21 protein-coding genes and 1 pseudogene are annotated in these 25710 nt (G+C 35.0%); 15 read left to right on the top strand and 7 right to left on the bottom strand.

What is annotated here, in order from left to right:
* Window positions 1-37: 37 nt before the first annotated feature.
* Together KGI96_RS10610 and KGI96_RS10605 are read right to left on the bottom strand one after the other, a co-directional pair.
* Window positions 38-136 (bottom strand): methionine/alanine import family NSS transporter small subunit, encoded by a 99-nt coding sequence (locus KGI96_RS10610; RefSeq protein WP_211597376.1) that lies wholly within the window; start codon window positions 134-136, stop codon window positions 38-40.
* Entirely contained in the window at window positions 136-1650 is a 1515-nt protein-coding gene (locus KGI96_RS10605; RefSeq protein ID WP_211597375.1) for a sodium-dependent transporter, read from the bottom strand. Before KGI96_RS10605 ends, KGI96_RS10610 begins: the two co-directional genes overlap by 1 nt.
* A gap of 456 nt (window positions 1651-2106) precedes the next feature.
* On the opposite strand from KGI96_RS10605, the gene KGI96_RS10600 reads away from it, so the two are divergent.
* The 5 genes and pseudogenes from KGI96_RS10600 (at window position 2107) to KGI96_RS10580 (ending at window position 10824) form a co-directional block, all read left to right on the top strand.
* Entirely contained in the window at window positions 2107-5166 is a 3060-nt protein-coding gene (locus KGI96_RS10600; RefSeq protein ID WP_211597374.1) for a TonB-dependent receptor domain-containing protein, read from the top strand.
* Window positions 5167-5314: 148 nt separating this feature from the next.
* Complete coding sequence (locus tag KGI96_RS10595) at window positions 5315-6112, top strand: Slam-dependent surface lipoprotein (protein ID WP_211597373.1); 798 nt, start codon at window positions 5315-5317, stop codon at window positions 6110-6112.
* 143 nt (window positions 6113-6255) lie between these two features.
* Window positions 6256-7719: a surface lipoprotein assembly modifier gene (locus KGI96_RS10590; RefSeq protein ID WP_211597372.1), complete on the top strand. Its 1464-nt coding sequence runs from the start codon at window positions 6256-6258 to the stop codon at window positions 7717-7719.
* Between the two features lie 95 nt (window positions 7720-7814).
* The gene (gene mutL / locus KGI96_RS10585) at window positions 7815-9689 is read left to right on the top strand and encodes a DNA mismatch repair endonuclease MutL (protein ID WP_211597371.1); all 1875 of its coding nucleotides are present in this window, start codon (window positions 7815-7817) and stop codon (window positions 9687-9689) included.
* 5 nt (window positions 9690-9694) lie between these two features.
* A pseudogene (locus tag KGI96_RS10580) lies at window positions 9695-10824 on the top strand (glycerate kinase).
* A 101-nt stretch (window positions 10825-10925) separates the two neighbouring features.
* Here KGI96_RS10580 and KGI96_RS10575 read toward each other — a convergent pair.
* Entirely contained in the window at window positions 10926-11690 is a 765-nt protein-coding gene (locus KGI96_RS10575) for an IclR family transcriptional regulator (protein ID WP_211597370.1), read from the bottom strand.
* Window positions 11691-11911: 221 nt separating this feature from the next.
* Here KGI96_RS10575 and yiaK point away from each other — a divergent pair, with 221 nt between their 5' ends.
* From yiaK to KGI96_RS10530, 9 genes are all read left to right on the top strand, one after another.
* On the top strand, window positions 11912-12910 hold the full coding sequence (gene yiaK / locus KGI96_RS10570) for a 3-dehydro-L-gulonate 2-dehydrogenase (RefSeq protein WP_211597369.1): 999 nt from the start codon (window positions 11912-11914) through the stop codon (window positions 12908-12910).
* A 38-nt stretch (window positions 12911-12948) separates the two neighbouring features.
* A complete protein-coding gene (locus tag KGI96_RS10565) occupies window positions 12949-14466 on the top strand; it encodes a sugar ABC transporter ATP-binding protein (protein ID WP_211597368.1) in 1518 nt (505 codons plus the stop codon).
* A 21-nt stretch (window positions 14467-14487) separates the two neighbouring features.
* On the top strand, window positions 14488-15534 hold the full coding sequence (locus KGI96_RS10560; protein ID WP_090919811.1) for an ABC transporter permease: 1047 nt from the start codon (window positions 14488-14490) through the stop codon (window positions 15532-15534).
* Between the two features lie 62 nt (window positions 15535-15596).
* Window positions 15597-16700 carry an ABC transporter substrate-binding protein gene (locus tag KGI96_RS10555; RefSeq protein WP_211597367.1) on the top strand — a complete coding sequence of 368 codons (1104 nt, stop codon included), beginning with the start codon at window positions 15597-15599 and terminating at the stop codon, window positions 16698-16700.
* Between the two features lie 117 nt (window positions 16701-16817).
* Window positions 16818-17705, top strand: a complete 888-nt coding sequence (locus tag KGI96_RS10550; protein WP_211597366.1) for an SMP-30/gluconolactonase/LRE family protein — start codon at window positions 16818-16820, stop codon at window positions 17703-17705.
* 18 nt (window positions 17706-17723) lie between these two features.
* On the top strand, window positions 17724-18203 hold the full coding sequence (locus KGI96_RS10545; RefSeq protein WP_090919818.1) for a TRAP transporter small permease: 480 nt from the start codon (window positions 17724-17726) through the stop codon (window positions 18201-18203).
* Complete coding sequence (locus KGI96_RS10540) at window positions 18203-19480, top strand: TRAP transporter large permease subunit (RefSeq protein WP_090919821.1); 1278 nt, start codon at window positions 18203-18205, stop codon at window positions 19478-19480. Before KGI96_RS10545 ends, KGI96_RS10540 begins: the two co-directional genes overlap by 1 nt.
* 31 nt (window positions 19481-19511) lie before the next feature.
* A complete protein-coding gene (locus KGI96_RS10535) occupies window positions 19512-20495 on the top strand; it encodes a TRAP transporter substrate-binding protein (RefSeq protein WP_211597365.1) in 984 nt (327 codons plus the stop codon).
* A gap of 99 nt (window positions 20496-20594) precedes the next feature.
* Entirely contained in the window at window positions 20595-22046 is a 1452-nt protein-coding gene (locus tag KGI96_RS10530) for an FGGY-family carbohydrate kinase (RefSeq protein ID WP_211597364.1), read from the top strand.
* On the opposite strand, the gene KGI96_RS10525 is transcribed toward KGI96_RS10530, so the two are convergent.
* On the bottom strand, window positions 22035-22433 hold the full coding sequence (locus KGI96_RS10525; protein ID WP_211597363.1) for a fructose PTS transporter subunit IIA: 399 nt from the start codon (window positions 22431-22433) through the stop codon (window positions 22035-22037). The genes KGI96_RS10530 and KGI96_RS10525 overlap by 12 nt on opposite strands.
* Before the next feature lie 185 nt (window positions 22434-22618).
* On the opposite strand from KGI96_RS10525, the gene tehB reads away from it, so the two are divergent.
* Entirely contained in the window at window positions 22619-23479 is an 861-nt protein-coding gene (gene tehB / locus KGI96_RS10520) for an SAM-dependent methyltransferase TehB (RefSeq protein ID WP_211597362.1), read from the top strand.
* 173 nt (window positions 23480-23652) lie between these two features.
* Here the strand turns inward: tehB and aroQ are convergent, their stop codons facing one another.
* The 3 genes from aroQ to ruvA form a co-directional block, all read right to left on the bottom strand.
* Window positions 23653-24090 (bottom strand): type II 3-dehydroquinate dehydratase, encoded by a 438-nt coding sequence (gene aroQ / locus KGI96_RS10515; protein ID WP_211597361.1) that lies wholly within the window; start codon window positions 24088-24090, stop codon window positions 23653-23655.
* Between the two features lie 2 nt (window positions 24091-24092).
* Window positions 24093-24977, bottom strand: coding sequence for a 50S ribosomal protein L11 methyltransferase (gene prmA / locus KGI96_RS10510; protein WP_211597360.1), 885 nt, complete (start codon window positions 24975-24977; stop codon window positions 24093-24095).
* A gap of 86 nt (window positions 24978-25063) precedes the next feature.
* Window positions 25064-25669, bottom strand: coding sequence for a Holliday junction branch migration protein RuvA (ruvA, locus tag KGI96_RS10505; protein ID WP_211597359.1), 606 nt, complete (start codon window positions 25667-25669; stop codon window positions 25064-25066).
* Between the last annotated feature and the right edge of the window lie 41 nt (window positions 25670-25710).

Below are 25710 nucleotides of genomic sequence, written 5' to 3'. Positions count from 1 at the left end.
AACAGCAAGCGGTTTGATTTTTAGTAGTTTTTACAAATTATTTTTCTTCTTTCGGTAAATGTATAAGTGAAGCTACTAAGCCTCCCCAAATAATGAGAAGAGAAATAATCATCATAATAATAGCAATAAAACTCATTATTTAGTCTCCTTAAAAATATGATACTTCCATTCAATGTGAGAAAGTAAGTATGAAATAACACCTAATGCGATCACCATTCCCCAGCCAAAGAGATTTAAGAACCATTGTGGATAACCTGAGTACCCTTCAAAAATCACTTTCTTGGCTTCAATAAATAGCATAATACCAAGGACAATGGGTGTAATAATGCCACAGAAAATAATCCATAATTTACCAACTTGTACAGATGATGTACTATTTAAATGTTCAGCTAATGATGGCAAACGTTTTGTTAAACTGATCGAAACAATATAAAGGAATCCAACTAAAACAATACCAAAACTATTCACAAATTTATCTAAAGTATCTAATACTGGAATACCTGTTGTTGTACCAAATAACAGAACAGAAACCACCGCCATTGGAAGTGAAACCATTAATGTTGCTTTAAGACGACGAATTCTAAATTTATCTTGAATTGCCGCAATAATTACTTCCATAATTGAGATCATTGAAGTTAAGCCTGCAAATACCAATGAACCAAAAAAGAGCAACCCAACAAGTGACCCCATCGGAGCTTGATTAATAATAGTTGGAAATGCAATAAAAGCTAACCCGATTCCTGAAGAGGCAACATCACTTACTTCTTTACCTCCAGCTGTTGCCATAAAGCCCAATGCAGCAAATACACCAATACCAGCAAGTAATTCAAATGAACTGTTAGCAAAACCGACAACCAACCCCGTTCCTGTTAAATCAGTATCTTTTTTCAAATAAGAAGAGTAAGTTACCATTATTCCAAAACAAATTGAAAGAGAAAAAAAGATCTGCCCATAAGCCGCAATCCAAACACTTGGTTCAACTAATTTTGACCAATCTGGTGTGAATAATGCATCTAACCCTTTTGCTGCCCCTGGTAAGAAGAGTGAGTAAATAACAAGAGAAACAAACATTACTAAAAGTAACGGCATAAAAATATTTGATGCTTTTGAAACTCCTCGTTGAACACCTAAAGTCATAATGAAAATAGTGACCATCCAAACGGCAATTAAAGGTCCTACAACTGCACCAACAAAATCAAGGCTTATACCTGCATCTGCAACTTGTGTAAATTCTTTTAAGAAAAAATCGGCAGGATTTGATCCCCAAGCACTACTTAGAGAAAAATAAGTATAACTCGCTGCCCAACCTAAAATTACCGCATAATAAACGGCGATAATAATACAAACTAAAACTTGCCACCAACCAAACACTTCAAACTTTTTGCTAATATGACGAAATGCCAAAGGTGCTGAACCACGATATTTATGCCCAATTGCATAATCTAATAATAAAATAGGAATTCCTGCCGTTAATAAAGCAACAAGGTAAGGAATAATAAATGCCCCTCCCCCATTTTCATAACTAACATAAGGAAATCGCCAAATATTTCCTAACCCAACGGCGGAACCAATTGCCGCTAAAATAAAAGCTCGACGATCAGTAAACGTCTCCCTTTTATGTTTCTTGACTTTTTTATCTGAACTAGACATCAACACCTCCCATAATAAAAATTAATAATAATCACAATAATAAAAAGTAATTATTTTTAATATGCCTTAAATTAAAATAAATGTAAATAATATGTTGACAAAAAATCAAATATTTTGAAAACATCTCCGTCTATTTGTGTATGGTTTAAAATTTTTTCCAAATTTCAAATAAAAATTGGTTTTATTATAGGAATAGCTTCAATCTACATTACTTCTATTTCAGATATGCACTACTGTAAAACTAGAGGTAAAGCCATAAAATTTACCAAATATCAGCTTGTTTATAGAATATTTAAAGAAAATATTTCTATTTATCAATTCTCATAAACAAACACCACATACTTGATAAGAATAAATATCAATCAAATAATTAGCAAACCCAACTAAAGCAATTGACAATAGTTCGCATTAGCGTTAATCTCGCGTATCTGTTAAATTGAGATCAAAGAGGATGTTATGAAAAAAAATTTGTGTTTGAATTTTATATCGACTGTACTTATCGTAACAAGTACTTCAGCACAGGCTGTTGATATTCTTAATAACCAATCATCAACACTAGGCACGATAACTGTTACAGATAAAGCAGAAAGTATTGATGAGCAAAAAAAAGATGAAGTTTATCAGCGTGATATTACCAATATGTACGCCGATAAAGAAACCGTTGAGCGTTATAAAGGTGCTGCACCAGCCGATTTATTCCAAGGGTTTAATGGTGTTTATAGTGGTGACGCTCGCAACAGTGGTGCAGTTGATCCCAATATTCGAGGTATCCAAGGGCAAGGAAGAATTCCTGTTACTGTTGATGGTACAGAGCAGGCTTTGACAACATATCGTGGTTACAATGGGGCAAACAATCGTAATTATTTAGATCCAAATTTAGTGAGTGGGATTACGGTAGAAAAAGGACCGACTATTGCCTCTGGTCATGCATCTGGAATTGGTGGTGTTGTTAAAATGAGAACAATAGACACTGATGATATTGTGAAAGAAGGTGAAAAGTTTGGTGTAGAGTTAAAATTAGAAACAAGTAATAACTCAGTAAAAGAACATATTCCTGATTATAAATGGGGACAAGATTATCGAGTGGTTGGTGATGGAACACCAGGGGATTTTTCTTCTGTTACTCTCGTTAAGCCTAAACGTAAAGGTGAATACTTTAAAGATAGTGCAATACGTTTGGCTGTTGGTTTAAAAGAGGATAAATACGATTTATTAGCAGCCTATAGTTACCGCAATAAAGGAAATTACCTAGCAGGGAAAGGTGGTGCAGACAGATATAAAGGCTTACCACCAGAAAAAGGAATGGGTAGCTTAAGGCAGTTAGAGCCAAATTTACCTTTTGCAGCATCAATTTATAAACCTCATACTGAAATTCCAAATACATCTAATGAAATGGAATCCATTTTATTAAAAGGAAAATTACGATTAACTGATGAGCAAACACTTAAAATGGGTTATCGTCATACTAATATTCATTATGGAGAAATAATGCCTTCTCGTCTTGAATTTAGGAAGTTTCATGGCTTTGTTCCACAGTGGCCTTTATCAAAAGTTAAACAAGATACGTTTAATTTAGACTATGCTTATAATCCTGATAATCCATATATTAATTTAAAAACAGGAATTTGGTATAACAAGACTGTCAGTGATACCAATACTTCTGGCGGAAACCCTCGGGATGCAAAAGGGCGTGATAGGGAATGGACAATAGCAACATCAGACTGTGTTACTGAAAATCCTAATCCAAGTAATCCTCATGATTATTTTATAATAGATCATCAATGTTTAAAGGAAAAAGGCAAAGATATCATTGCTAAAAATCCAAATACAGATGGTCAATATAATTATGAAAATGCAGCTCAAGTTAATGCTTACAATACTCGTAAAGGATTTAATTTGAGTAATATGATGCATTTAACTAAAAATCTTGATTTAACATTATCTGGTGCATTTCAAACAGAGCATTTAACCAGTAATAAAGATCGAGAAAAACCAAACCCAAATAGCTCTTTTGAAATGCCTCCTCGTATTGGTAAACGTCAAGAGTGGGATGTCGCATTTAATTTTAATTACCGCCCAACAGATTGGTTAATTTTAACCGCAGGTGGTCGTTACAATGAATATTGGTCTTTTGATGAATATTTAGATCAAATTTTAAAATCTGGAAAACTTTATGCAACGGATAATCACTCAACTAGAAAAGTGACGACAGGTATTTCTTATGAGTATGATAAAGTGATTCCAAAAGATTTATGGGATAATTATGCAAAGGCACAAGACGCAATGCTTAATTATGATTCATTCGCTTGTGATGATATAGCAGATCCTACGGAACAAGATGCTTGCTATGATAAAGAATGGGACTTAATGGATGAAGTCGATGCAGCAGAAAGTTTAATAAAAGAAAAAATGGCAGAGGCAGGAAGTGAGCCAGAGATCAGAGAAAATGGTCGAGCACATTTTTATTTTAAACAAAATTATCGTTCTGACGGCTATTCACATAAAGAAGATAATCCATTTTATAATGGTACCTTAAAGCAAGAAAAGGTAAAAGATCCTATTACGGGTAAAATGGTAGATAAATATCAATTAACACAGTTAGGCTCTCATTATGAAAATGGTAAAGAAGAAAATAAATTAACTGAAGTGAAAAAGAAAAAAGGACATGCATTCTCACCTTCATTCTCAGCTACTGCCTTTGTAAATGATAATGCAAGGGTATATTTCCGTTATATTCAATATGCTCGTATGCCAAGCATTTTTGAGACAACAGTAGGATTCTCTGCTAGTCCTGAAGCATCAAAAATATTTAAAAATATGTACCTAAAACCAGAAAAAGCCCAAAACATTGAAATTGGGTATGTGCATAGTTTTAGTGATTATTTTGAAACACCAACCAAGGCTGATCTTAAATTGAGTTACTATCACAATGTAACTAAAAATGTAATTGATCGTGATACCAATTTCCGTTTTGTTCAATTGGATAAACGTATTTTAGATGGATTAGAATTACAAGCACGTTATGATAATGGCGATTATTTTGGTGATTTAGGCATTGAATATCGTCTTAAAAATCAGGTCTGTGATGCAGATATGGCAGTAGAACTTGACCCTATTTCTCAACGTGTTCCTCACTGTATGACAGCCGGCTTCCCAGCAGGATATTTACGTACTCAATTACAACCAAAATATTCAATTAGTGCTAATTTAGGGGGACGTTTTTTTGATCGTAAACTAGAACTTGGAACACGTTGGTTATATCACAGTAAAGCAAAAAATAGTGATGAAATGAAATTAGTTGAGCAAAAAATACAACATATTGGTATGAATGCTCCAATGTATTGGCAACCAGTGTTAACAGTTGATGCTTACGCAAAATATAAGTATTCAAAAAATGTAACATTGGAATTTGTGGGAACAAACTTAACCTATCGTTACTACCTTGATCCTATGACTCGTTCAATGATCCCAGCACCGGGTAGAACCTTTAAATTAGGATTAACTGCCAGTTTTTAAAAAGTCAGCAATGATTTTTTAGAAAAAAAGACAGTAAAACGACCGCTAAATCTATTTTACTGTCTTTAAAAAGAACGCTACTTTTAATAAAAAAGTAGCATAATTGTAACCGTGGAAAATATCCACAAATTCATTATAGGAGATTTTTATGAAAAAATCACTTTTAGCAACTATTGTATTAAGTTCATTATTCGCAGTAAGTACTGCAAGTGCTGTTGTTACTTCAGGTATGTCTGATAAAGTTACTTTAACGTTACCCCAAGAAGGTTCTGCTGCACATAATGGCTGGTTCCACAAAGATGACGCAGGTTTACCAGGTGTGAGAGTAAAAAACTCTAATCTTAAATCAGAAAAAGTCACCAGCTTTAAATCATTAACCAGTATTACTAAAAGAACCCAATGGCTAAGACGTTTTGGTGGTGTAGATAGCAATGGTGTGGTGGTATTAAAAATGAGCAATATGCCAAGCTGGGTACCAGGTTTCCATAATGAACTTGGTGATTTTGCCTTTAAAAAAGTAGGTAATCAGGAACTTTATTTTGGAGAATGGTTAGGTCATAGCGGTAACCCATCTAAAGATCGTGTTGTTTATTACGCAGGTAATGAAAAAACACAAACAATGCCAACCAGTGGAAAAGCCGTCTATTCTGTGCAAGGAATTAACCAAAATAATGACTTAAATAAAGCATTATTAAAAGGTGAGTTTACTGCTGATTTTGGTAAAAAACGTTTAGATGGTACTCTTTCTAAATCAAATTTAAATATTACAGTTAAGGCTAGAATTAAATCTGATGCCAGCTTTGGAGGTAGAGCTGTCGCAAATAATAATGTGAGAGGTTCAGCTAAAGGTCATTTCTTTGGAAAAGATGCTTCAGCTCTAGCAGGTTATACGAAATTTGAAGTTAATAATCAATATGATACGGCTTTTGGCGGTACTAAAAAATAATTTGAGCATTATTTAATTATTGATAGAGATCGAGTTTACTGGATCTCTATTTTTTCATTGCGAATTAAACATATTATAGCGGTCACATTAATAATAAAATTTGCAAATTTATTTTTATTATTGGATGGTTACTCGGAGAATATATGAAACAATATTATTGGGTACCTTTTTTAGGTGCGATGTTTATACCACAAGCAATTGCACAGCAATATCAAGACAACTCTCATAATCAAGAGAGTATTCAGCTATTACAACAGTACCAACAAAAAGCACAACAGCAACAACAAGAGTATCAACAGGTTAAAAATAAAACGCAAAAAAATGAAATTACTCTTGATGGTAAAACATTTGAGATAGAAAATAATGTAAATGCTGTTGGACAGGCGTTGTATATTTCGCTAAACCAAGAGTTATGGGATTATGCGGAGAAATTTTTAGCCCAATATCTACAATTTGCCGATCATAAACCACCGCTTGTTTTATTTGCAAAAGGATTGTTAGCAAGGAAGCAAGGAAGTCTTGAACAAGCCGAGCTTTATTATCAGGAACTATTAAAACTGGATCCACAATTTTTACGTGGGCAGTTAGATCTTGCGAGAATTTTATTTGAAAATCATAAAAATAATGAATCGACATCGCTATTTGAAAAAATTACCCAATTAGAATTACCTCAAGATCTATATCAAACCATTGGTGGCTATCAGCAAGCTTTATCCGAACGGGAAAGTTGGCAAGGCGGATTGAGTGTTGGTTATCAATATAATCAAAATATTAACCAATCATCACAAAAAGAAGAATGTTTGCTTTCTCTGAATAATCAATGTGTTGAAAAACAATCTTCTCCAAAGTCAATTAATGCTCAAGGTTGGCATTATGATGCAAATATTCGTAAACAAACTTCATTTGTTGCAAATCACGGTCTAGCATTCTCATTGAATAGTTATGGTCAATTTTATCCTCACTATCGAAACTATAATGAAAATACCGTTAAAACGTCTTTAGGTTATCACTTCCAAAATGCGAAAACAGAATTAACCATTGCTCCTGTATTTGAATATAATGTGTTGCAAAATCATCGTAATTATCACGCTTGGGGCGGACGTATTAATTTTTCACAAAATTTGTCACCTCGTCATCATTTAAACTTACAATTTGAACAGAAGAAATTCTATTATAATAGTGAACAACACTCTTTTGAAAATGCTTATTTAAGCACTTTATCTGGAACGTGGTATTATTTACTTAGTCCAAAAACAACCTTATTTAGTGGTTTAGATTTTGCATATCGTCACACGCTACAAAAAGAGAAAAATTATCAAATGGCAGGGCTACGCTTAGGTTTTAATCATCAATTTGATTTTGGATTAAACACCACTTTTTTAGCCTTACTTAAACATTATCGTTATGAGAAAGATTATGGCGTGATATTTAAGGCAAGAAGAGAAAATTTACAAACTTATTTAGCTATATTTAAAATGCCAAAATGGAATTTTAAAGGCATTGTACCGAGTTTATTGATTAAACATAGTCGCAATAAAGCAAATAATGACACGATATTTTCTTATAAACAAAGTGAAGTGCAAGTAAATTTTGAATGGCAGTTTTAGTATCAATTGATTGTTTAAGCAAAAAACAGGGTATGCCCTGTTTCCAGAATTTATGCTAAAATCTAACTAATTATCTTCTGAAATCTAAAAATAAAATGACACAAACACACCTTATCAATATTCTGCCCCCACAACTTGCCAACCAAATTGCGGCAGGGGAAGTAGTGGAGCGACCAGCTTCTGTGGTTAAAGAATTAGTGGAAAATAGCCTTGATGCAGGGGCGACCAATATTCAAATTGATATTGAAAAGGGCGGATCGCAGTTGATCCGAATTCGTGATAATGGCTGTGGTATTGCAAAAGTGGATCTGGAATTAGCCCTCGCTCGTCACGCTACCAGTAAAATTGCCAGCCTTGAAGATTTAGAAGCGATTTTAAGTTTAGGTTTTCGTGGCGAAGCGTTAGCAAGTATCAGTTCGGTGTCTCGCTTAACCCTCACATCACGCCCTGAAAATCAAACAGAAGCGTGGCAAGCTTATGCTCAGGGGCGAGATATGGCGGTGGAAATTCAGCCTGCCTCACACCCTGTTGGCACAACCATTGAAGTGGCAAACTTATTTTTTAATACTCCTGCGAGACGTAAATTTTTACGAACCGATAAAACAGAGTTTAACCATATTGATGAAGTGGTGCGACGTATTGCATTGGCAAAACCAAGCATTACCTTTACCTTAACCCATAACGATAAAAAAATTCGCCATTATCGTGGCATTGCTCAGCACAATTTAGCGCAGCAGCAAAAACGAGTGGCAGCAATTTGTGGTGAGAATTTTATTCAAAATAGTGTTCATTTAGATTGGCAACACGGCGATCTTCATCTGCAAGGTTGGATCGGATCGCCCACCATTGCTCGTACACAAAATGATCTCAATTACAGCTATGTAAACGGCAGAATGATGCGAGATAAAACCATCAACCACGCTATCCGCCAAGCCTATGGCGATTTGCTCGCAAAAGATTGTTACCCAAGTTTTGTACTGTTTTTGGATTTAGATGCGAGCCAAGTGGATGTAAATGTCCACCCCGCCAAACACGAAGTACGTTTTCATCAAAGACGACTCGTACACGATTTTATTTATCAAGGTATTGCGAATGCTCTGCAAGAGCAGGCAGATTTACCTTTGAATGACAATCAGGTTAATGAGCCGATGCCAAGTTATGCCAAAGACACTCATATTAAAGACACCAACCGAGCCGCAGCAGGCAAAAATATTTTTGCGGAGCAATACCAAGAGCAGTACCAAAAAAATTATTCACAGGGACTCAGTTTTCAAAGACCGTCAAATTCTTATACTTCACCAAGTGTAAGTAAATCCTCACAACGTCTTTATGGCGAGTTATTACAAAGTGGCACAGAAACCTCTCAACATACGGAAATAAAGCGGTCAGATTTTAGTGAAAATTTACCAAAAATGGATAATTTGCAAAAAACTGCAGAAATCACACCGCTTACACAACCAAGTTCAGACTATATTCAAGCCCTTGCGATTGTGAAAAACAAAGCACTATTATTAAAGAAACAAGAGTCCTTTTATTTAATGCCATTAAAAAAATTAGCGGAATTAAAGTTACAAGCGGAGCTGAAAAAAACCGAAACCAAAGTGTTGCTTATTCCATTAAGCTTAACCCTTGATGAAGCCCAAACGATCGCTTGGCAACAATGTGAGCAACAACTTACTATGTTAGGCTTTGAAATTATAGAAAAGCATTGGCAAGGACAAACTCGTTTAACTATTAATAAAGTCCCTCAATGTTTACGAGAGCAAAATTTACAACAATTATTACTGAATTTGTTTAATCAACAAGCGGTCAGTTTAAGTGAATTTTTTGCAAAAAATTGTGTAAATCATACCGCTTGTAATTTAAGTGATTGCATTACCCAACTCGCTGAAATTGAGCAAAATTTAGTGACCAAACAACAGCTAGAACAAAGTTATATTGAAGTGGATTTTGGGCAGTTTTTGGAATAAAAAAGATGAAAATTATTATAGCCCCTGATTCATTTAAAGAAAGCTTAACCGCCTTAAAAGTGGCAAATGCGATTGAGGAAGGATTTGCAAAAATTTATCCCAATGCTGAATTTATCAAAATTCCGATGGCAGACGGTGGCGAAGGCACGGTGCGATCCTTAGTTGATGCGACAAATGGCTCAATTATAGAAACCGAAGTTACTGCCCCATTAGGGAATAAAATAACCGCTTTCTTTGGGCTATCAGGGGATCGTAAAACGGCATTTATTGAGATGTCCGCCGCCTCTGGTTTACACCTTGTTCCACCTGAAAAACGTAATCCTCTTAAAACCACTTCTTTTGGCACAGGGGAATTGATTGGTTCAGCGTTAGAGTATGGCGTAGAAAAAATCATTCTTGGGATTGGCGGAAGTGCGACGAATGACGGCGGTGTCGGAATGTTGCAAGCCTTAGGGGGAAAATTTTTAGATAGTTCAAATCAGCCGATTGGCTTTGGTGGCGAAGCGTTAAAAGAGCTTGCTCAGATCGATTTATCAGCGTTAGATCTTCGTTTAAGCAAGGTTCAATTTGAAGTGGCTTGTGATGTGAATAATCCTTTATGTGGCGAGAATGGTGCAAGTGCTATTTTTGGTCCTCAAAAAGGGGCAACCCCTGAAATGGTTCAGCAATTAGATGAAGCATTGGCACATTTTGCAAATATTGTTCAGCAACAGATTCAACTTGAAATTAAAGAGAAAGCGGGTTGCGGTGCAGCGGGCGGAATGGGGGCGGTTTATTGTTATTGCCTAACGTAACCCTAAAATCAGGTGTAGATATCGTGATTGAAGCCACGTCACTGGCTCAATTTATTGAGCAAGCAGACCTAGTGATTACAGGCGAAGGCAGAATGGACGCTCAAAGTATTGCAGGTAAAACGCCGATTGGTGTCGCAAAGGTGGCGAAACAATTTAATAAACCTGTGATTGCGATTGTAGGTTGCTTACGAGAAGATTATGAAGTGGTGTATCAATATGGTATTGATTGCGTCTTTCCGATTATTCGTAATCTTGGCTCACTTGAAGAAACCTTGCAACAAGGTAAAGCAAATCTAATCTCAACGGCACAGAATATTGCAAGGTTGTGTCGGGTTTTATAAGAGCTAATAAGCGGTGGGATTTTTATCTATTTTTGCAAAAAATTATATAAAAACCACCGCTTATCATTTAGGTTTGAAATACCATTTAATTTTTAGGATATTTAAACATTTGCCCCAAGTTCTAATGAAATATTTTTCGCTGTTTCTTGTATTTGTGAAAGTAAACTTTTTTTATCTAAGGCATTAAGCCTTGCGGTTGAAAGCGAAACAGAAACAGAATATTTCACTTTTCCTTGAATATCAAAAATAGGACAGGCAATACAGGTTACACCCAGCTCATTTTCTTCGTTATCTAAGGCGAAACCTTGATGGCGAATATTATCTAATTCTTCATACATTTTATCTAATGAAGTAATCGTATTTGCAGTAAGCTGTATAATGTTTTCTTTATTGTTTGCCCAATATTGGGATACTTTTTCCTTTTCATCATAAGCAAGATAATTTTTTCCCATTGCAGAGCAATAAAGTTGTAACTGCTGCCCAATATAAGAGCGTGTTTTCATCATTCCTGTTGTAGGTTCTAATTTATAAATCATTACAGCGTGATTTTTATCTCTCATTGAAAAATTGACTGTTTCACCGATCTCAATGTTTAGATTTTCTAACAAAGGCGATATCACATTTAAAATATTTAAGGAATTTAATGTTTTTTGCCCAATCATCAAACATTTGGTGGTTAAGCGATAAGATCCCGCTGTATTTGCCGGTTTGACATAACCGCAATTTTGCAATGTTTGTAGCATTCTGTGGGTTGTACTTTTGTTTAATGTTGATAATTCTGCCAATTTTGCCAAAGGACAGCCATTTGGGTAATCGCTCAGAATATCAAGTAGTGATAATCCTCTTATCAAACTTTGATTACTCATCTTTTTTCCTTTAATTATTTTTTTTCTGAGAAATATACTCTTTTTAATAAAAATTTCCACAATGAGATCTATTCCAAAAATGAGATCTTGTTCACAAAATAGAAAATTATTTCTTAAAATATTGATATTAAAGTATTTTTATTTTTGAGTTTTTGTTGACTTTATATTTATATAGATCTATATTTTGAAACATCATTTCAATATATAAAACGGAGACGGTAATGAAAGTTTCTTATGAACAACTAAAATCTGAATTTAAACGTGTTTTAATTGCAAGAAATGTCACAGAAGAAATCGCAGAAGAATGTGCAACAATGTTTGCAGATACCACACAGGACGGGGTGTATTCACACGGTGTAAATCGTTTCCCTCGATTTATTCAACAGTTAGAAAATGGTGATATAAAGCCCGATGCAATACCGACAAAAGTACTTTCTTTAGGGGCAATAGAGCAGTGGGACGCACATCAGTCTATTGGTAATTTAACTGCCAAAAAAATGATGGATAGAGCCATTGAGCTAGCCGATCAAAATGGCATTGGTGTTGTTGCATTAAAAAATGCCAACCATTGGATGCGTGGCGGTGGCTATGGTTATCAAGCGGCGGAGAAAGGTTACATTGGTATTTGTTGGACAAACTCTATTGCGGTAATGCCACCTTGGGGGGCAAAAGAGTGCCGTATTGGTACAAACCCTTTAATTATTGCTGTACCAAGTAATCCAATTACGATGGTTGATATGTCTTGTTCAATGTATTCTTACGGAATGTTAGAAGTCAATCGTCTTGCAGGTCGTCAAACCATTGTTGATGCGGGCTTTGATGATGAGGGAAATCTAACAAAAGATCCCGCTACTGTTGAGAAAAATCGTCGTTTATTACCAATGGGTTATTGGAAAGGATCAGGGCTGTCGATTGTCCTTGATATGATTGCAACACTTCTTTCAAATGGTGAATCCGTTGCTTCAGTGACAGAAGATAAAGATGATGAATATTGTGTTTCACAAATTTTTATTGCGATTGAAGTGGATCGCCTGATTGATGGCAAAACCAAAGAAGAAAAACTCAATCGTATTATGGATTATGTTTTTACCGCAGAACGCTCTGATCCTAATGTTGCTATTCGTTTACCTGGTCACGAATTTGTACAGCTAAAAGCCGATAATCAAGCAAATGGAATTCCTGTTGATGACAGTGTGTGGGAAAAATTATTATCTTTATAAATAATAATTGACCGTTTTGTTAATTACTGGGGGCAAGTATGAACAGCAAGCAACCCATTCTTAGTTTTAAGAATATTGTTAAATTATTTGGTAATAATGCTGCAGTAAATCATATCAATCTTGATATTTACTCAGGAGAGATTGTAGCCCTTTTAGGCGAAAATGGTGCAGGAAAATCAACTCTTATAAAAATTTTAGCAGGAATTTATAACTCTGATGAGGGAGAAATTTTATTTCATCAAAAAATAATTAACTCAGCAAAAGATCTTAAAAAAGGTAATAAACAACCTATAGCATTTATTCATCAGGATTTAGGGCTTATTGAATGGATGACTATTGCTGAAAATATGGCTTTTGTAATGGGGTATCCAAAACGCTTTGGGATTATTGATTGGAATACTGTCAATACACAAGCTCAAAAAGCACTTGATTTTGTAGGTTTAGAGTTAGATGCCAATACTAGAGTCTTTGATTTAAGTCGTACAGAAAAAGCACTACTTGCTATTTCTCGTGCTATTGCAGTAGAAGCTGAGTTATTAATTTTGGATGAGCCAACAGCGTCACTTCCTGCGGCAGATGTAAAACATCTTTTTAGTGTTTTACATCGTTTGAGAGAACAGGGTGTTGGTATGATTTATGTCACACACCGATTAGATGAAGTTGTTGCCATTTCAGATCGTATTTTAGTAATGAGAGATGGAAATCCTGTTGCGGAAGGAAATACTAAAGATTATGACGTTAAAGGGCTTTGTAGAGCAATCGTAGGCGAAGAAACTCGAGGTCGTCAAAGAAAAGCATTACCTGTTAATAATTGTGAAGTTCTAAATCTAAAAGAGGTTGTTGTTGGAGATACTGGCCCTGTGTCATTTAGCCTACAACAAGGAGAGATGATTGCTTTAGCGGGATTACGTGGAGCAGGGCAAGAGGAAATCGGTCGTTTACTATTTGGCTTACGTGAATTAGATAGCGGTACGATTTTATTAAAAAATAACAAATTTTTTGCTAAATCTCCACAAGATGCAATTAATAAAGGGATTGCTCTTGTTGCAGGTGATCGTGTTAGAGAAAGTGTCATTATGTCAATGACAACCACTGAAAATCTATTTTTGAATCCTGTGCTAAGCGGTCATTCTCCTCTTAAAAAATACAATAAACGTGCTGAATTAGAACAAAGTTGGTATAAATTCCAGCTTTTTGATATTCGCCCTAAAAATCTTTTTATTGATATCAGTGCATTATCAGGAGGTAACCAGCAAAAAATTGTAGTGGCAAGATGGATGCATTTAGATACCCCTGTATTAATTTTAGAAGATCCAACAGCAGGTGTAGATGTGGGGGCTAGAGCAGAAATTTATGACTTACTGAATAAGGCTCTAGATAAAGGTGTCGCCATTATTATCATTTCTACTGATTTTGAAGAAATCGCTCATTTGTGTAATCGTGCTTTGATATTTAATCGTGGAGATATTGCTGGAGAATTAAAAAATGAAGAAGTTACTTTTTCTAATTTGCTTGCATTAGCATCAGATTCGAAATCAGCTCAAAAGGTAGCGTAATTAAATTTATAAGAGGTTATTATGGCTCAAACAAGTGTTAAATCAACTGCCCTAGAACAACCAGTGTCTATTGCTAGAGATGGCTTTATTGCATGGTCATCTCAGATGATAACTCGTTACGGTTTATTATTTTTATGTATTTTATTGATAGTTATTTTTTCTCTTACTACTGAATCTTTTGCTTCAATGCTAACAGTTAATGCCATATTAGAAAGTAAGTCTAAAATCGCATTGCTTGCACTTGCAGCAACCACAACAATGATTGTGGGAAAAATAGATTTAAATGTCGGTTTTGGAATTGTGTTATGGCACATCTTAGTCATTACGTTACAAGTTCAATATGGATTTTCGTGGCCAGTTGCTATGCTTATTGTTCTTATCATTGCAGCATTATATGGTTTATTTAATGGTATTTTGGTTGCTTTGGCGGATATTGATAGCTTTGTGGCAACGTTAGGTTCTGGAACAGTACTGTATGCTGTTGCATTATGGCATTCAGGTGGACGACAAATTGTCGGTGATTTACCAGATGGATTTTATGCAATAAATAGCACTGAAATTTTGGGTATTCCTATTTCTGCTTTTTATGTATTAGCTGTTGCAATCATTATGTGGCTTGTCACAGAACACACCCCAACTGGACGTTGTATGTATGCAGTAGGAGCAAATCCAGCTGCAGCGAATCTGAATGGTATTAATATTAAGAAATACACAATTGTCCCTTTCGTTGTATCTAGTGTCATCACTGCTTTTACTGGAGTATTAATTGCGGCACAACAAGGTGTAGGACAAGCAAGTGTTGGAATGGATTATTTATTACCCGCTTTAGTGGGGGCTTTTTTAGGAAGTACGACTATTCGTCCTGGACGCATTAATGTATGGGGAAGTGTAGTAGGGATTGCTATTCTTGCAATCGGTATCTCAGGTATTCAACAATTTGGTGGTGCATTTTGGGTTGAACCATTATTCAATGGAACAACATTACTATTATCCATTACGATTGCTGGTTATGCTCAACGTAAACGGTTATTAAATCAGAAATCAATTCAAAAGAAATCAACAAAGTAGTTGTAAAGAATATTCTATAAGTGATGGAATATAAACAATATTACTCAAAGTAGGAGTTATTTATGAAATTAAGATCAACATTAACAGCACTTGCTATGTTAACAATGGCAACGTTTACAACAAATGCTATTGCAAATGAAACTTTCCTTGAAAATGCAAAACAGCGAGTGGAAGCAGCAACAGCACAACAAACTAAATGGAATGGCCCAAAAACAGGACCTAAAATTCAAAAAGAAAAACACATTATTTTTATCGCTTCTGATATGAAAAATGGCGGCGTTTTAGGTGTAGTAGATGGAATGAAAGAAGCCTCTAAAATAGCTGGGTGGAAACTTGACATTCTTGATGGTGCAGGTTCGGTGAATAACCAATTATCCGCACTTAACCAAGCAATTGCACGTACGCCAGATGCAATAGTTATTGGTGGTTGGAATCCAAATGTGGCAAAAATGCCTCTTCGTAAAGCACAAAAATATGGGATTAAATTAGTTTCTTGGCATGCAACACCAAATCCAGGTCCTGATGAGAAATATAATATTTTCTATAATGTTACCTCTAATTCAGATGAAATCGCAGAGTTATCCGCATTACTTGCTGTTGCAAAATCAAATGGAAAAGCAAGCGTGGTTATCTTAACGGATTCTCTCTATGAAATAGCACTTCATAAAGCAAATGTAATGAAATCTGTTATAGAAAAATGTAAAGAGTGTAAAGTATTAGAATTTATTGATACACCGTTAGCGGATACGTCAAGCCGTATGCCAAGTTTAACTTTTAGTTTACTTCAAAAATATGGTGATAAGTTGGATTATACGTTAGCTATAAATGATCTCTATTTTGATTTTATGGCACCTTCTTTACGCTCTGCTAAAACTGGTGATAAACCATATAATATTTCAGCAGGTGATGGTTCTGTAACAGCCTATCAGCGTATCAAAAAAGATGACCATCAGTTTGCAACTGTACCTGAACCATTAAATTTACATGGTTGGCAGCTCGTAGACGAATTAAACCGTGCTTTTTCTAATCAAAAACCGTCAGGTTATGTCACCCCTCCTCATCTAGTGATTAAAGAGAATGTACAGTTTGATGGTGGTGAGAAGAATTTATATGACCCTCAAAATGGTTATAAAGAAGCATATCAAACTATTTGGGGATTGAAATAAAATTTTAATTACCCCAAGAGGAGAAATTACTTTTGGGGTAACTAACTTTAATAAGCGGTGAGATTTCTAATATGTTTTACAAAAAGTAAATTTCAGAAAGTAAGTATCTTAGGAGTGATGATGTCATTAAAAATTGAACGTTATGATCCTCGTTTTAAACAATTAGTAGGGAATGCCTTTGAATTGGATGAACTTTTTGATCAAGCAATTTGGGCTGAAGGACCTGCATGGAATAAAGATACTCAAACTCTTACTTTTAGTGATGTAAAAGGGAATATTATGTATCAATGGAGTGAGAGTAATGGTACGCAAATTTTTCGTCAGCCATCACATTATGCGAATGGGAATGCTATTGACTTGAGTGGTAATTTAATTACTTGTGAGCATAAACGTAGAGGTGTCAGCCGTACAGATGTTAATGGTTATTTTGAATTATTAATAGATAATTTAGAAGGTAAGCAACTAAATTCCCCAAATGATGTGGTAGTTAAATCTGATGGCACTATTTGGTTTACTGATCCACCTTATGGCATCTTAAGTGATGAGGAGGGGAAAAAATCAGCGAGTGAAATTATTGGGTGCTATGTTTATTGTTTTGATCCAAAAACAAAGGATCTTAATATTGCGACTTTTAATGTAATGCGTCCAAATGGATTAGCTTTTTCTACAGATGAGAAGCAATTATTTGTAGCTTATATGTCAATTGTAGAGTTTAAAAAAGGAGGCTTGCACCATATTGTTGCTTTTGACGTTGAAGGAAAGTTTTTAACTAACCGACGGAATATTGCTGAAATTAACCCAGGTATTCCTGATGGTTTCTGTATTGATAATCAAGATGTTATCTACTGTAGTTGTGAGAATGGTATTGTTGTATTACTTAGTGATGGCACAATTTTAGGACGAATTATTATTGGGAAATGTACTTCAAATATTACTTTTGGAGATAATCAAAAAACACTTTTTATTACTGCCACTAATAGTTTGTATCGTTTAAAAATAAACTAATAGAACAAGGGAAGTATGATGAAACGTTATTCAAATTTTGCCACAAAAACCATTGAGATATTGGTTGTTACTATTTTGGGAGTAATGGCACTGCTTGTTTTTCTTAATGTCGTACTGCGTTATGGCTTTAACAGTAGTATCAATATTACGGAAGAAGTCTCACGTTACTTGTTTATTTGGTTAACTTTTCTAGGGGCAATCCTTGCTTTTAATGATAATCAACATGTTAAAGTAACCCTTTTTGTGGATAAGCTGTCACCCATTAAAAAACATATTCTTCATTTATTGACTGATGGGTTAATGCTGTTTTGTTGCTATTTGATGTTACTTGGTGCTTGGTCTCAGTTTAAACTTAATCTTAGCAATATGGCTCCGATTTCTGGTATTCCAACTGGGGTCAATTTCTTTGCGTGTGTAGTTGCAAGTGTTGCTATAGGATTGTTACTTATTATTCGATTGGTTGCCACATCAATAGTGTTAATAAGAGGAGAAAAATAATGACCGTAATTATTTTCCTTTTAGTCTTACTTGGTGCAATTATTTTAGGCATTCCTGTTGCATTCTCACTTATTCTTTGTGGTGTGGCATTAATGCTTCATTTGGATTTATTCGATCCACAAATTCTTGCCCAACAGTTAGTCAGTGGTGCAAATAGCTTTTCATTACTTGCAATTCCTTTCTTTGTACTTGCAGGAGAAATAATGAATGAAGGAGGGCTATCTAAACGAATTATTGATTTGCCAATGAAATTAGTTGGACATAAACAAGGTGGATTGGGCTTTGTTGCTATTATGGCAGCGATGATTATGGCAAGTTTATCAGGCTCAGCCGTAGCTGATACAGCAGCAGTGGCAGCGATGTTATTGCCAATGATGAAAACGACAGGCTATCCGATGGAGCGTTCTGCTGGTTTAATTGGTACAGCAGGTATTATTGCACCTATTATTCCGCCATCCATTCCTTTTATTATTTTTGGTGTCACCAGTGGTGTGTCAATTACTAAGCTCTTTTTAGCAGGTATTTTTCCTGGAATTTTAATGGGAGTTTGTCTGGGAGTATTATGGTGGTGGCAAGCAAAACACCTGAATTTAATGACTTTTTCTAAGGCGACTAAGCAAGAAATTCGTGATTCATTTAAGAGTAGTATTTGGGCGTTATTACTTCCTGTGATCATTATAGGTGGTTTCCGATTAGGTATTTTTACTCCAACAGAAGCAGGTGTTGTTGCTACGTTTTATGCCTTGTTCATTTCTCTTTTTGTTTATCGAGAATTAAAAGTCTCTCAGCTTTATGGAGTTTTACTCAGTGCTGGAAAAACGACGGCAGTAGTGATGTTTCTTGTTGCAGCTGCACAAGTGACGGGTTGGTTGATTACTATTGCAGAACTGCCTCAAATGATGACCGAATTACTCGAACCATTATTAGAAACCCCAACAACATTATTAATTGTCATTATGTTAATGGTCTTTGTGATAGGAATGGTAATGGATTTAACACCAACCGTGTTAATTCTAACCCCTGTTTTAATGCCATTAGTAGAGGAAGCTGGCATTGATCCTGTGTATTTTGGAGTGTTGTTTATTCTTAACACGTCTATCGGTTTAATTACACCACCTGTAGGCAATGTACTCAATGTCATTACTGGTGTATCTAAACTACCTTTCGATAAGATGGCAAAAGGAATACTTCCTTATCTATTTATGATGATCATCTTACTGTTTATTTTTATCTTCGTACCTGAACTCATTTTAATCCCATTTAATTGGATAAAATAAGTTGTCTCAAAACTTTATTAAGGAGTTACAAATGAAACATTTAACGTTAAAAGCAATATCAGCAACTGTTATTAGCCTATTTTTAGCCAGTAATACAATGGCAACAACATCACTGCGTTTTGGCTATGAAGCGCCTCGTAGTGATACTCAACATATTGCAGCCAAAAAATTTAATAAGTTACTAAAAGAAAAAACAAAAGGAGAACTAAAATTGAGCCTTTTCCCTGATAGCACGTTAGGGAATGCACAAACAATGATTTCTGCTGTTCGTGGTGGTACCATTGATTTAGAAATGTCAGGTTCACCTAACTTTTCAGGTTTAGAACCTAAATTAAATGTGATTGATATCCCGTTTATTTTCCAGAATCGTGAACACGTTTATAAAGTATTAGACGGTGAAATTGGTCAAAAACTATTAAAATCATTAGAAGATAAAGGCTTAAAAGGTCTCGCTTTTTGGGATGTTGGCTTTAGATCTTTTACCAATTCCAAACATCCAGTCAAAACACCTGATGATATTAAGGGATTAAAAGTACGTACAAACCAGAATCCTATGTATATTCAAGCATTTTCATTACTAGGAGCAAATCCTGTTCCAATGCCATTATCAGAGCTTTATACTGCATTAGAAACAAAAGCAGTTGATGCCCAAGAACACCCTGTAGGTATTGTATGGTCGGCAAAACTTTATGAAGTACAAAAATATTTAAGTTTAACTAATCACGGTTATACACCTCTTATCGTTGTAATGAATAAAGCAAAATTTGATACACTTTCTCCAGCAGTACAAAAAGCCTTGGTTGAATCAGCACAAGAGGCAGGGAATTATCAACGTCAGTTGAATGAAAAAAATGAGAAAGACATTATTGCTAAAATGCAGAAAGAAGGTATTAAAGTACTTGAACAAGTTGATACTAAACCATTTAAAGCAGCAATTGAAAAAGAAGTGCGTAAAGCATTTATTGATAAAAATGGCGATGAATTAGTAAAACAGATTGATGCATTAGCGAAATAAAATCTAGTAAACTAAATAAGCGGTTAGATTCTATTTAAAATTTGCAAATGTTTAGTAAAATCTGACCGCCTAGTAAGCAAGTATTATTAAGGGTATATAATGAGTTACTATTTGGGAATTGATTGTGGTGGCACTTTTATTAAAGCCTCTCTATTTGATGAAAACTTAAATATGTATAGCTGTATTCGTGAAAATGTTGCTGTGCTTAGTGAAAAAGAGGGTTATGCAGAGCGAGATATGGCATCACTCTGGGAAAGTTGTGCAAATGTGATAAAACAAGTAATCAACACATCTCAAATTGATTCGACTAAAATTAAAGGTGTAGGTATTTCAGCTCAAGGAAAAGGCGCTTTTTTACTTGATAAACATAATCAGCCACTAGGAAGAGCTATTCTCTCTTCTGACCAACGGGCTTTAGACATTGTTAAACAATGGCAAAAAGAAGGTATTCCACAACAACTCTATCCTATTACCCGTCAAACATTATGGACAGGACACCCTGTTTCCATTCTTCGTTGGATTAAAGAGAATGAGCCAAAGCGATATCATCAAATTGGTAGTCTGTTGATGTCTCACGATTATCTTCGCTTTTGCTTAACTGACCAACTTTATTGCGAAGAAACGAATATCTCAGAATCTAATTTGTATAATATGAACACAGGAACTTATGATCCTGAGTTAGCACAATTACTGGGTATTCCTGAAATTATCAATGCATTACCTCCTATTATTGCTTCAAACCAACAAGCAGGAACTGTTACAGAGAAAGCCTCTCAACAAACTGGACTTGCGGTTGGAACTCCTGTTGTAGGTGGATTGTTTGATGTTGTCTCAACGGCATTATGTGCAAATTTGAATGATGAAACAACGCTAAATGTGGTATTAGGCACGTGGTCTGTGGTGAGCGGTATTACTTCTCATATTGATAACTCACAGAGTTCACCTTTTGTCTATGGACGTTATGCAGATCATCAGTCTTTTATTGTACACGAAGCAAGTCCTACTTCTGCAGGAAATTTAGAGTGGTTTACACAGCAATGGAGCAATCTTAGCTATGAGGATATAAATGCAGGTATTGCTACGTTAGCACCAGCAAGCAGTTCGGTATTGTTTATTCCTTTTCTGTATGGTTCAAATGCAGGGCTTGGAATGAAAGCAGGGTTTTATGGTATACAATCTTATCATACCCAATTTCATCTTTTGCAAAGCATCTATGAAGGCGTATTATTTAGTTTAATGCATCATTTAGAAAAGATGTTACAACGTTTTCCAAATGTGACTGTTTTAAGAGTAACGGGAGGTCCTACTAAATCAGATATTTGGATGCAAATGTTAGCAGATTTAACAGGAATAACCTTAGAAATTCCTCAAATTGAAGAGACGGGTTGTTTAGGTGCGGTATTGATGACAATGCAACAAAATGGAGGGGTAAATGAAGTAGTTGTAGAGTCTATTATTGTCAAACCTAATCCTGATAATTTCAATGCTTATCAAACGAAATATCAACAATATAAAAAATTAGTGAGTTTGTTACAGAAATTAGAAATATAACGTTACTTTATATAAGGGTATTTCAATCAATTTAGAAGAAAGTTCAACCAATAGATGATCCGCACCATTCTCTGGTGAAGCAATCATAAAGAATAATTTAGATAATTCACCATTTTCTGCACCATAATCAATTCCACTACGGCTAATCCCTACCACGACCGCAGGCTCAGTAATTGCAGTACTTTTAGCGTGTGGCATTGCAACACCATTTTCAAATCCAGTATTATCTATTTGCTCACGAGCATAAACATCTTTTAAAAACTGTTCAGGATATTTTAGCTTTCCTTGTGAATGAAGTTTTTCTATTAATTCACGGAATACCTCGTCTTTTGTGGTTGCTTTTAGAACCAAGAAAATCAGTTCCTCGTTAATCAGTTGAGTAATCATATAGACCTCCTTTAATTAGTAAGTTTTAGAATAAAGGTAAGACAGAGAAATACTACTGTATTTTGATGAAAATTTTTTATAAAAGAAAAAAGGCATCAATACCTGACTAAAATAGTTGGTTTTAAAGTTTGTTTCATATACACTTATTTTATGAAAATTTTACATTAAGTAATAAGGAAAAAATGATGCAAAACTTAATCTGTTATAAAACTATGCCTGTATGGAATAAAGATTCATTACCTAAGATGTTTCAAGAGCAACATAATACAAAAGAAGGAACTTGGGGAAAACTGACTGTTTTAAAAGGTAAATTAAAATTTTATGAATTAACAGAAGAAGGACTGGAAGTTAACTCTGTTATTTTATCACCTGAAAATCAAGCAGATTTTGTTACCCCTCAGCTTTGGCATAAAGTAGAAGCGGTTTCTGATGATTTAGAGTGTCAGTTAGCATTTTATTGTCAACCAGAAGATTTTTATGCTAAAAAATATAATTTAACCAAAACACATTCTGAGGTTTTAAATGCCGCAAACATCGTACCTAAAGGTAAAGTTTTAGATCTAGGCTGTGGTCGAGGTAGAAATTCACTTTATCTAAATTTACTGGGCTTTGATGTGACTGCAGTTGATCATAATCCTGAAAGTATTGCTTTTTTAAATCGTATTATTGAGCAAGAAAATCTCTCTATTGATGCTCATACTTATGATATTCACAATGCAAGTTTAAAAGAGCAATATGATTTTATTGTTTCAACTGTGGTGATGATGTTCTTACAAGCAGATCGTATTCCTGATATTATTAAAAATATGCAGCAGCAAACAAAAGTAGGGGGATATAATTTAATCGTCTGTGCGATGAATACTAAAGCATATCCTTGTACACAACCCTTCCCCTTTGCATTTAAAGAGAATGAATTGAAAAATTATTATCAAGATTGGGAATTGGTAAAATATAATGAAGATCTTGGAAAGTTACATCGAGTTGATGCAGATGGTAACCGAATTCAATTACAATTTGTGACAATGTTAGCGAAAAAATTACGATAATTTTTTTACTATAACGAGCCTTTTAATTATAGCGGTAACATTTGATCGAAAATTTTCAAAAAAGTAATACCATCCCCCCCTAGCCCTCCCCCGCAAGCGGAGGAGGGAATTTGAGTAGTTAATTCAAGTTAGATTTGACTCTATCACTCAAAATAATTTTTATCTGAAATATTTTATTCTGCTAATTGCTGTACTGCAAAATCTAGCCCATATTCATAGCCCTTTACACCACAGCCACAAATCACAGCTTGTGCAATATCGCTAAAATAAGAATAATGACGAAACTCTTCACGAGAATGGACATTAGACAAATGGATTTCCACAAAAGGAATATCAACAGAAAGTATTGCATCACGCAATGCAACGCTAGTGTGAGTAAAAGCAGCGGGATTAAATAAAATAAAATCGACTTGCTGAAAAGCTTGATGGATACGATTAATCAATGCTTCTTCACTGTTTGATTGGAAATAATCTAACTCAACACCTTGCTCTTTTCCGAGTTGTTGAAGATGTCGTTCAATATCTACAAGAGTTTGTGAACCGTAGATTTCTGGCTCACGTTTTCCTAACATATTTAAATTTGGACCATTTAATAACAGTATTTTTTTCATTTTTACCCTCTTCTAATGCCTGTAATTCGACACCATTCCTCTTTTTCTGCCACAGGATCTAACTCATAATCTTGTTGATAAGCTTCACAAACTGATTCCGATTGGGTGGTTAAAATCCCAGAAAGCCCTAATAAGCCTTGTGGTTTCACTAAGTTAATAATCAAAGGGGCAAGCTCTTTTAACGGACCTGCAAGAATATTAGCGACAACTACATCCGCTTGTAAATTTTGTGGCTGATCCTCGGGTAAATATAAGGCTAATTTATCTGCCACACCATTTTGCTCTGCATTCATTTTGCTTGCAGTGATTGCTTGTGGATCGATATCAATTCCAATCACCGATTTAGCCCCTAATTTTAAGGCAGCAATCGCTAAAATGCCTGAACCACAACCAAAATCAATCACGGTTTTACCTTCTAAATCTAGGCTATCTAACCAACGTAAACAAAGTTCTGTGGTTGGGTGCGTACCTGTTCCAAAGGCTAAACCGGGATCAAGCATAACATTTACTGCATTTGGATCTGGTACTTCTCGCCAACTTGGACAAATCCACAAACGTTCGCCAAATTGCATTGGGTGGAAATTATCCATCCATTCACGTTCCCAATCTTTATCTTCAATCTGTTCAATTTTATAAGCAAAATCAGGTTCAATAATACCACTTTGTTGTAGTGCTGTGATGATTGGTTTCATCTCTGTTTCTGCATCAAATAAAGCAACGACATCCGTATTGCCCCATAAACGAGTTTCGCCTGGTAATGGCTCAAAAATTGGGGTATCTTGGCTATCCATATAAGTAATAGATACTGCTCCCCATTCTTCAAAAAACTCACTAAGTTGTTCTGCTTTATCATCTGTACTGTTTAAGCGAATTTGTATCCACGCCATTTTTATTCCTTCAATATTTTGGTAAATTTTTACTCAAATCTTACCGCTTGTGTAATTTAGGTGAATTTTTTAGTAAGTGGCTAATATTATAGCGACTTTTTCAGCGCCTCTCTAATAATTTGTTCACTGGTTAGATCTTGTTGTGATACTTTTTTGAGCATTTTTTCAATTTCTGTTGCTTTATAACCAAGTGCAATTAATGCTTCTTTTGCTTCACCTGTTGGGCTTGGTTTATTGATAGCCGTCATCTCTTGAGAAGATTGCTGCATAAAGAACTCTGTTTGAGCCATTGATTTGAATTTTCCTTTTAATTCAACCAAGAGCCTCTCAGCAGTTTTTTTACCAATTCCTGGAATTTTTGTTAATTTTGTTACTTCTTCGTTTTCTACCGCTGTCGCAAAATCATAAACAGACATTGCAGAAAGAATGGCTAAAGCAAGTTTAGGTCCAACACCATTCGTTTTAATCAGATCTCGAAATAAGGTGCGATCAATTTTTTCAGAAAACCCAAAGAGTAAATGAGCATCTTCTCTAATACTTAAATGAGTAAAAAGCGTGGTTTCTTCACCAACTTTTGGCAAGTTGTAAAAACTAGTCATTGGAAGTAATAATTCATAGCCAACACCCTGTACATCTAATACAATTTCGGGTGGCGATTTTTCAATAATTTTACCTTGTAATCGTCCGATCATTGTTCTATTCCATCTATTAAATATGAGTATTTAGGATACAC

The sequence above is a fragment of the Phocoenobacter atlanticus subsp. cyclopteri genome, assembly GCF_018343795.1.
In the GTDB taxonomy this organism is placed as follows: domain Bacteria; phylum Pseudomonadota; class Gammaproteobacteria; order Enterobacterales; family Pasteurellaceae; genus Phocoenobacter; species Phocoenobacter atlanticus.
The sequence above is the reverse complement of the archived record's forward strand: the minus strand, read 5'-3'. Positions and strand labels throughout refer to the sequence as shown.

Excerpts from the sequence above, each read along its gene's own strand:
- KGI96_RS10610 (WP_211597376.1), bottom strand. The coding sequence starts at position 136 with ATGAGTTTTATTGCTATTATTATGATGATTATTTCTCTTCTCATTATT.
- KGI96_RS10605 (WP_211597375.1), bottom strand. The coding sequence starts at position 1,650 with ATGTCTAGTTCAGATAAAAAAGTCAAGAAACATAAAAGGGAGACGTTT.
- KGI96_RS10600 (WP_211597374.1), top strand. The coding sequence starts at position 2,107 with ATGAAAAAAAATTTGTGTTTGAATTTTATATCGACTGTACTTATCGTA.
- KGI96_RS10595 (WP_211597373.1), top strand. The coding sequence starts at position 5,315 with ATGAAAAAATCACTTTTAGCAACTATTGTATTAAGTTCATTATTCGCA.
- KGI96_RS10590 (WP_211597372.1), top strand. The coding sequence starts at position 6,256 with ATGAAACAATATTATTGGGTACCTTTTTTAGGTGCGATGTTTATACCA.
- mutL (WP_211597371.1), top strand. The coding sequence starts at position 7,815 with ATGACACAAACACACCTTATCAATATTCTGCCCCCACAACTTGCCAAC.
- KGI96_RS10575 (WP_211597370.1), bottom strand. The coding sequence starts at position 11,690 with ATGAGTAATCAAAGTTTGATAAGAGGATTATCACTACTTGATATTCTG.
- yiaK (WP_211597369.1), top strand. The coding sequence starts at position 11,912 with ATGAAAGTTTCTTATGAACAACTAAAATCTGAATTTAAACGTGTTTTA.
- KGI96_RS10565 (WP_211597368.1), top strand. The coding sequence starts at position 12,949 with ATGAACAGCAAGCAACCCATTCTTAGTTTTAAGAATATTGTTAAATTA.
- KGI96_RS10560 (WP_090919811.1), top strand. The coding sequence starts at position 14,488 with ATGGCTCAAACAAGTGTTAAATCAACTGCCCTAGAACAACCAGTGTCT.
- KGI96_RS10555 (WP_211597367.1), top strand. The coding sequence starts at position 15,597 with ATGAAATTAAGATCAACATTAACAGCACTTGCTATGTTAACAATGGCA.
- KGI96_RS10550 (WP_211597366.1), top strand. The coding sequence starts at position 16,818 with ATGATGTCATTAAAAATTGAACGTTATGATCCTCGTTTTAAACAATTA.
- KGI96_RS10545 (WP_090919818.1), top strand. The coding sequence starts at position 17,724 with ATGAAACGTTATTCAAATTTTGCCACAAAAACCATTGAGATATTGGTT.
- KGI96_RS10540 (WP_090919821.1), top strand. The coding sequence starts at position 18,203 with ATGACCGTAATTATTTTCCTTTTAGTCTTACTTGGTGCAATTATTTTA.
- KGI96_RS10535 (WP_211597365.1), top strand. The coding sequence starts at position 19,512 with ATGAAACATTTAACGTTAAAAGCAATATCAGCAACTGTTATTAGCCTA.
- KGI96_RS10530 (WP_211597364.1), top strand. The coding sequence starts at position 20,595 with ATGAGTTACTATTTGGGAATTGATTGTGGTGGCACTTTTATTAAAGCC.
- KGI96_RS10525 (WP_211597363.1), bottom strand. The coding sequence starts at position 22,433 with ATGATTACTCAACTGATTAACGAGGAACTGATTTTCTTGGTTCTAAAA.
- tehB (WP_211597362.1), top strand. The coding sequence starts at position 22,619 with ATGCAAAACTTAATCTGTTATAAAACTATGCCTGTATGGAATAAAGAT.
- aroQ (WP_211597361.1), bottom strand. The coding sequence starts at position 24,090 with ATGAAAAAAATACTGTTATTAAATGGTCCAAATTTAAATATGTTAGGA.
- prmA (WP_211597360.1), bottom strand. The coding sequence starts at position 24,977 with ATGGCGTGGATACAAATTCGCTTAAACAGTACAGATGATAAAGCAGAA.
- ruvA (WP_211597359.1), bottom strand. The coding sequence starts at position 25,669 with ATGATCGGACGATTACAAGGTAAAATTATTGAAAAATCGCCACCCGAA.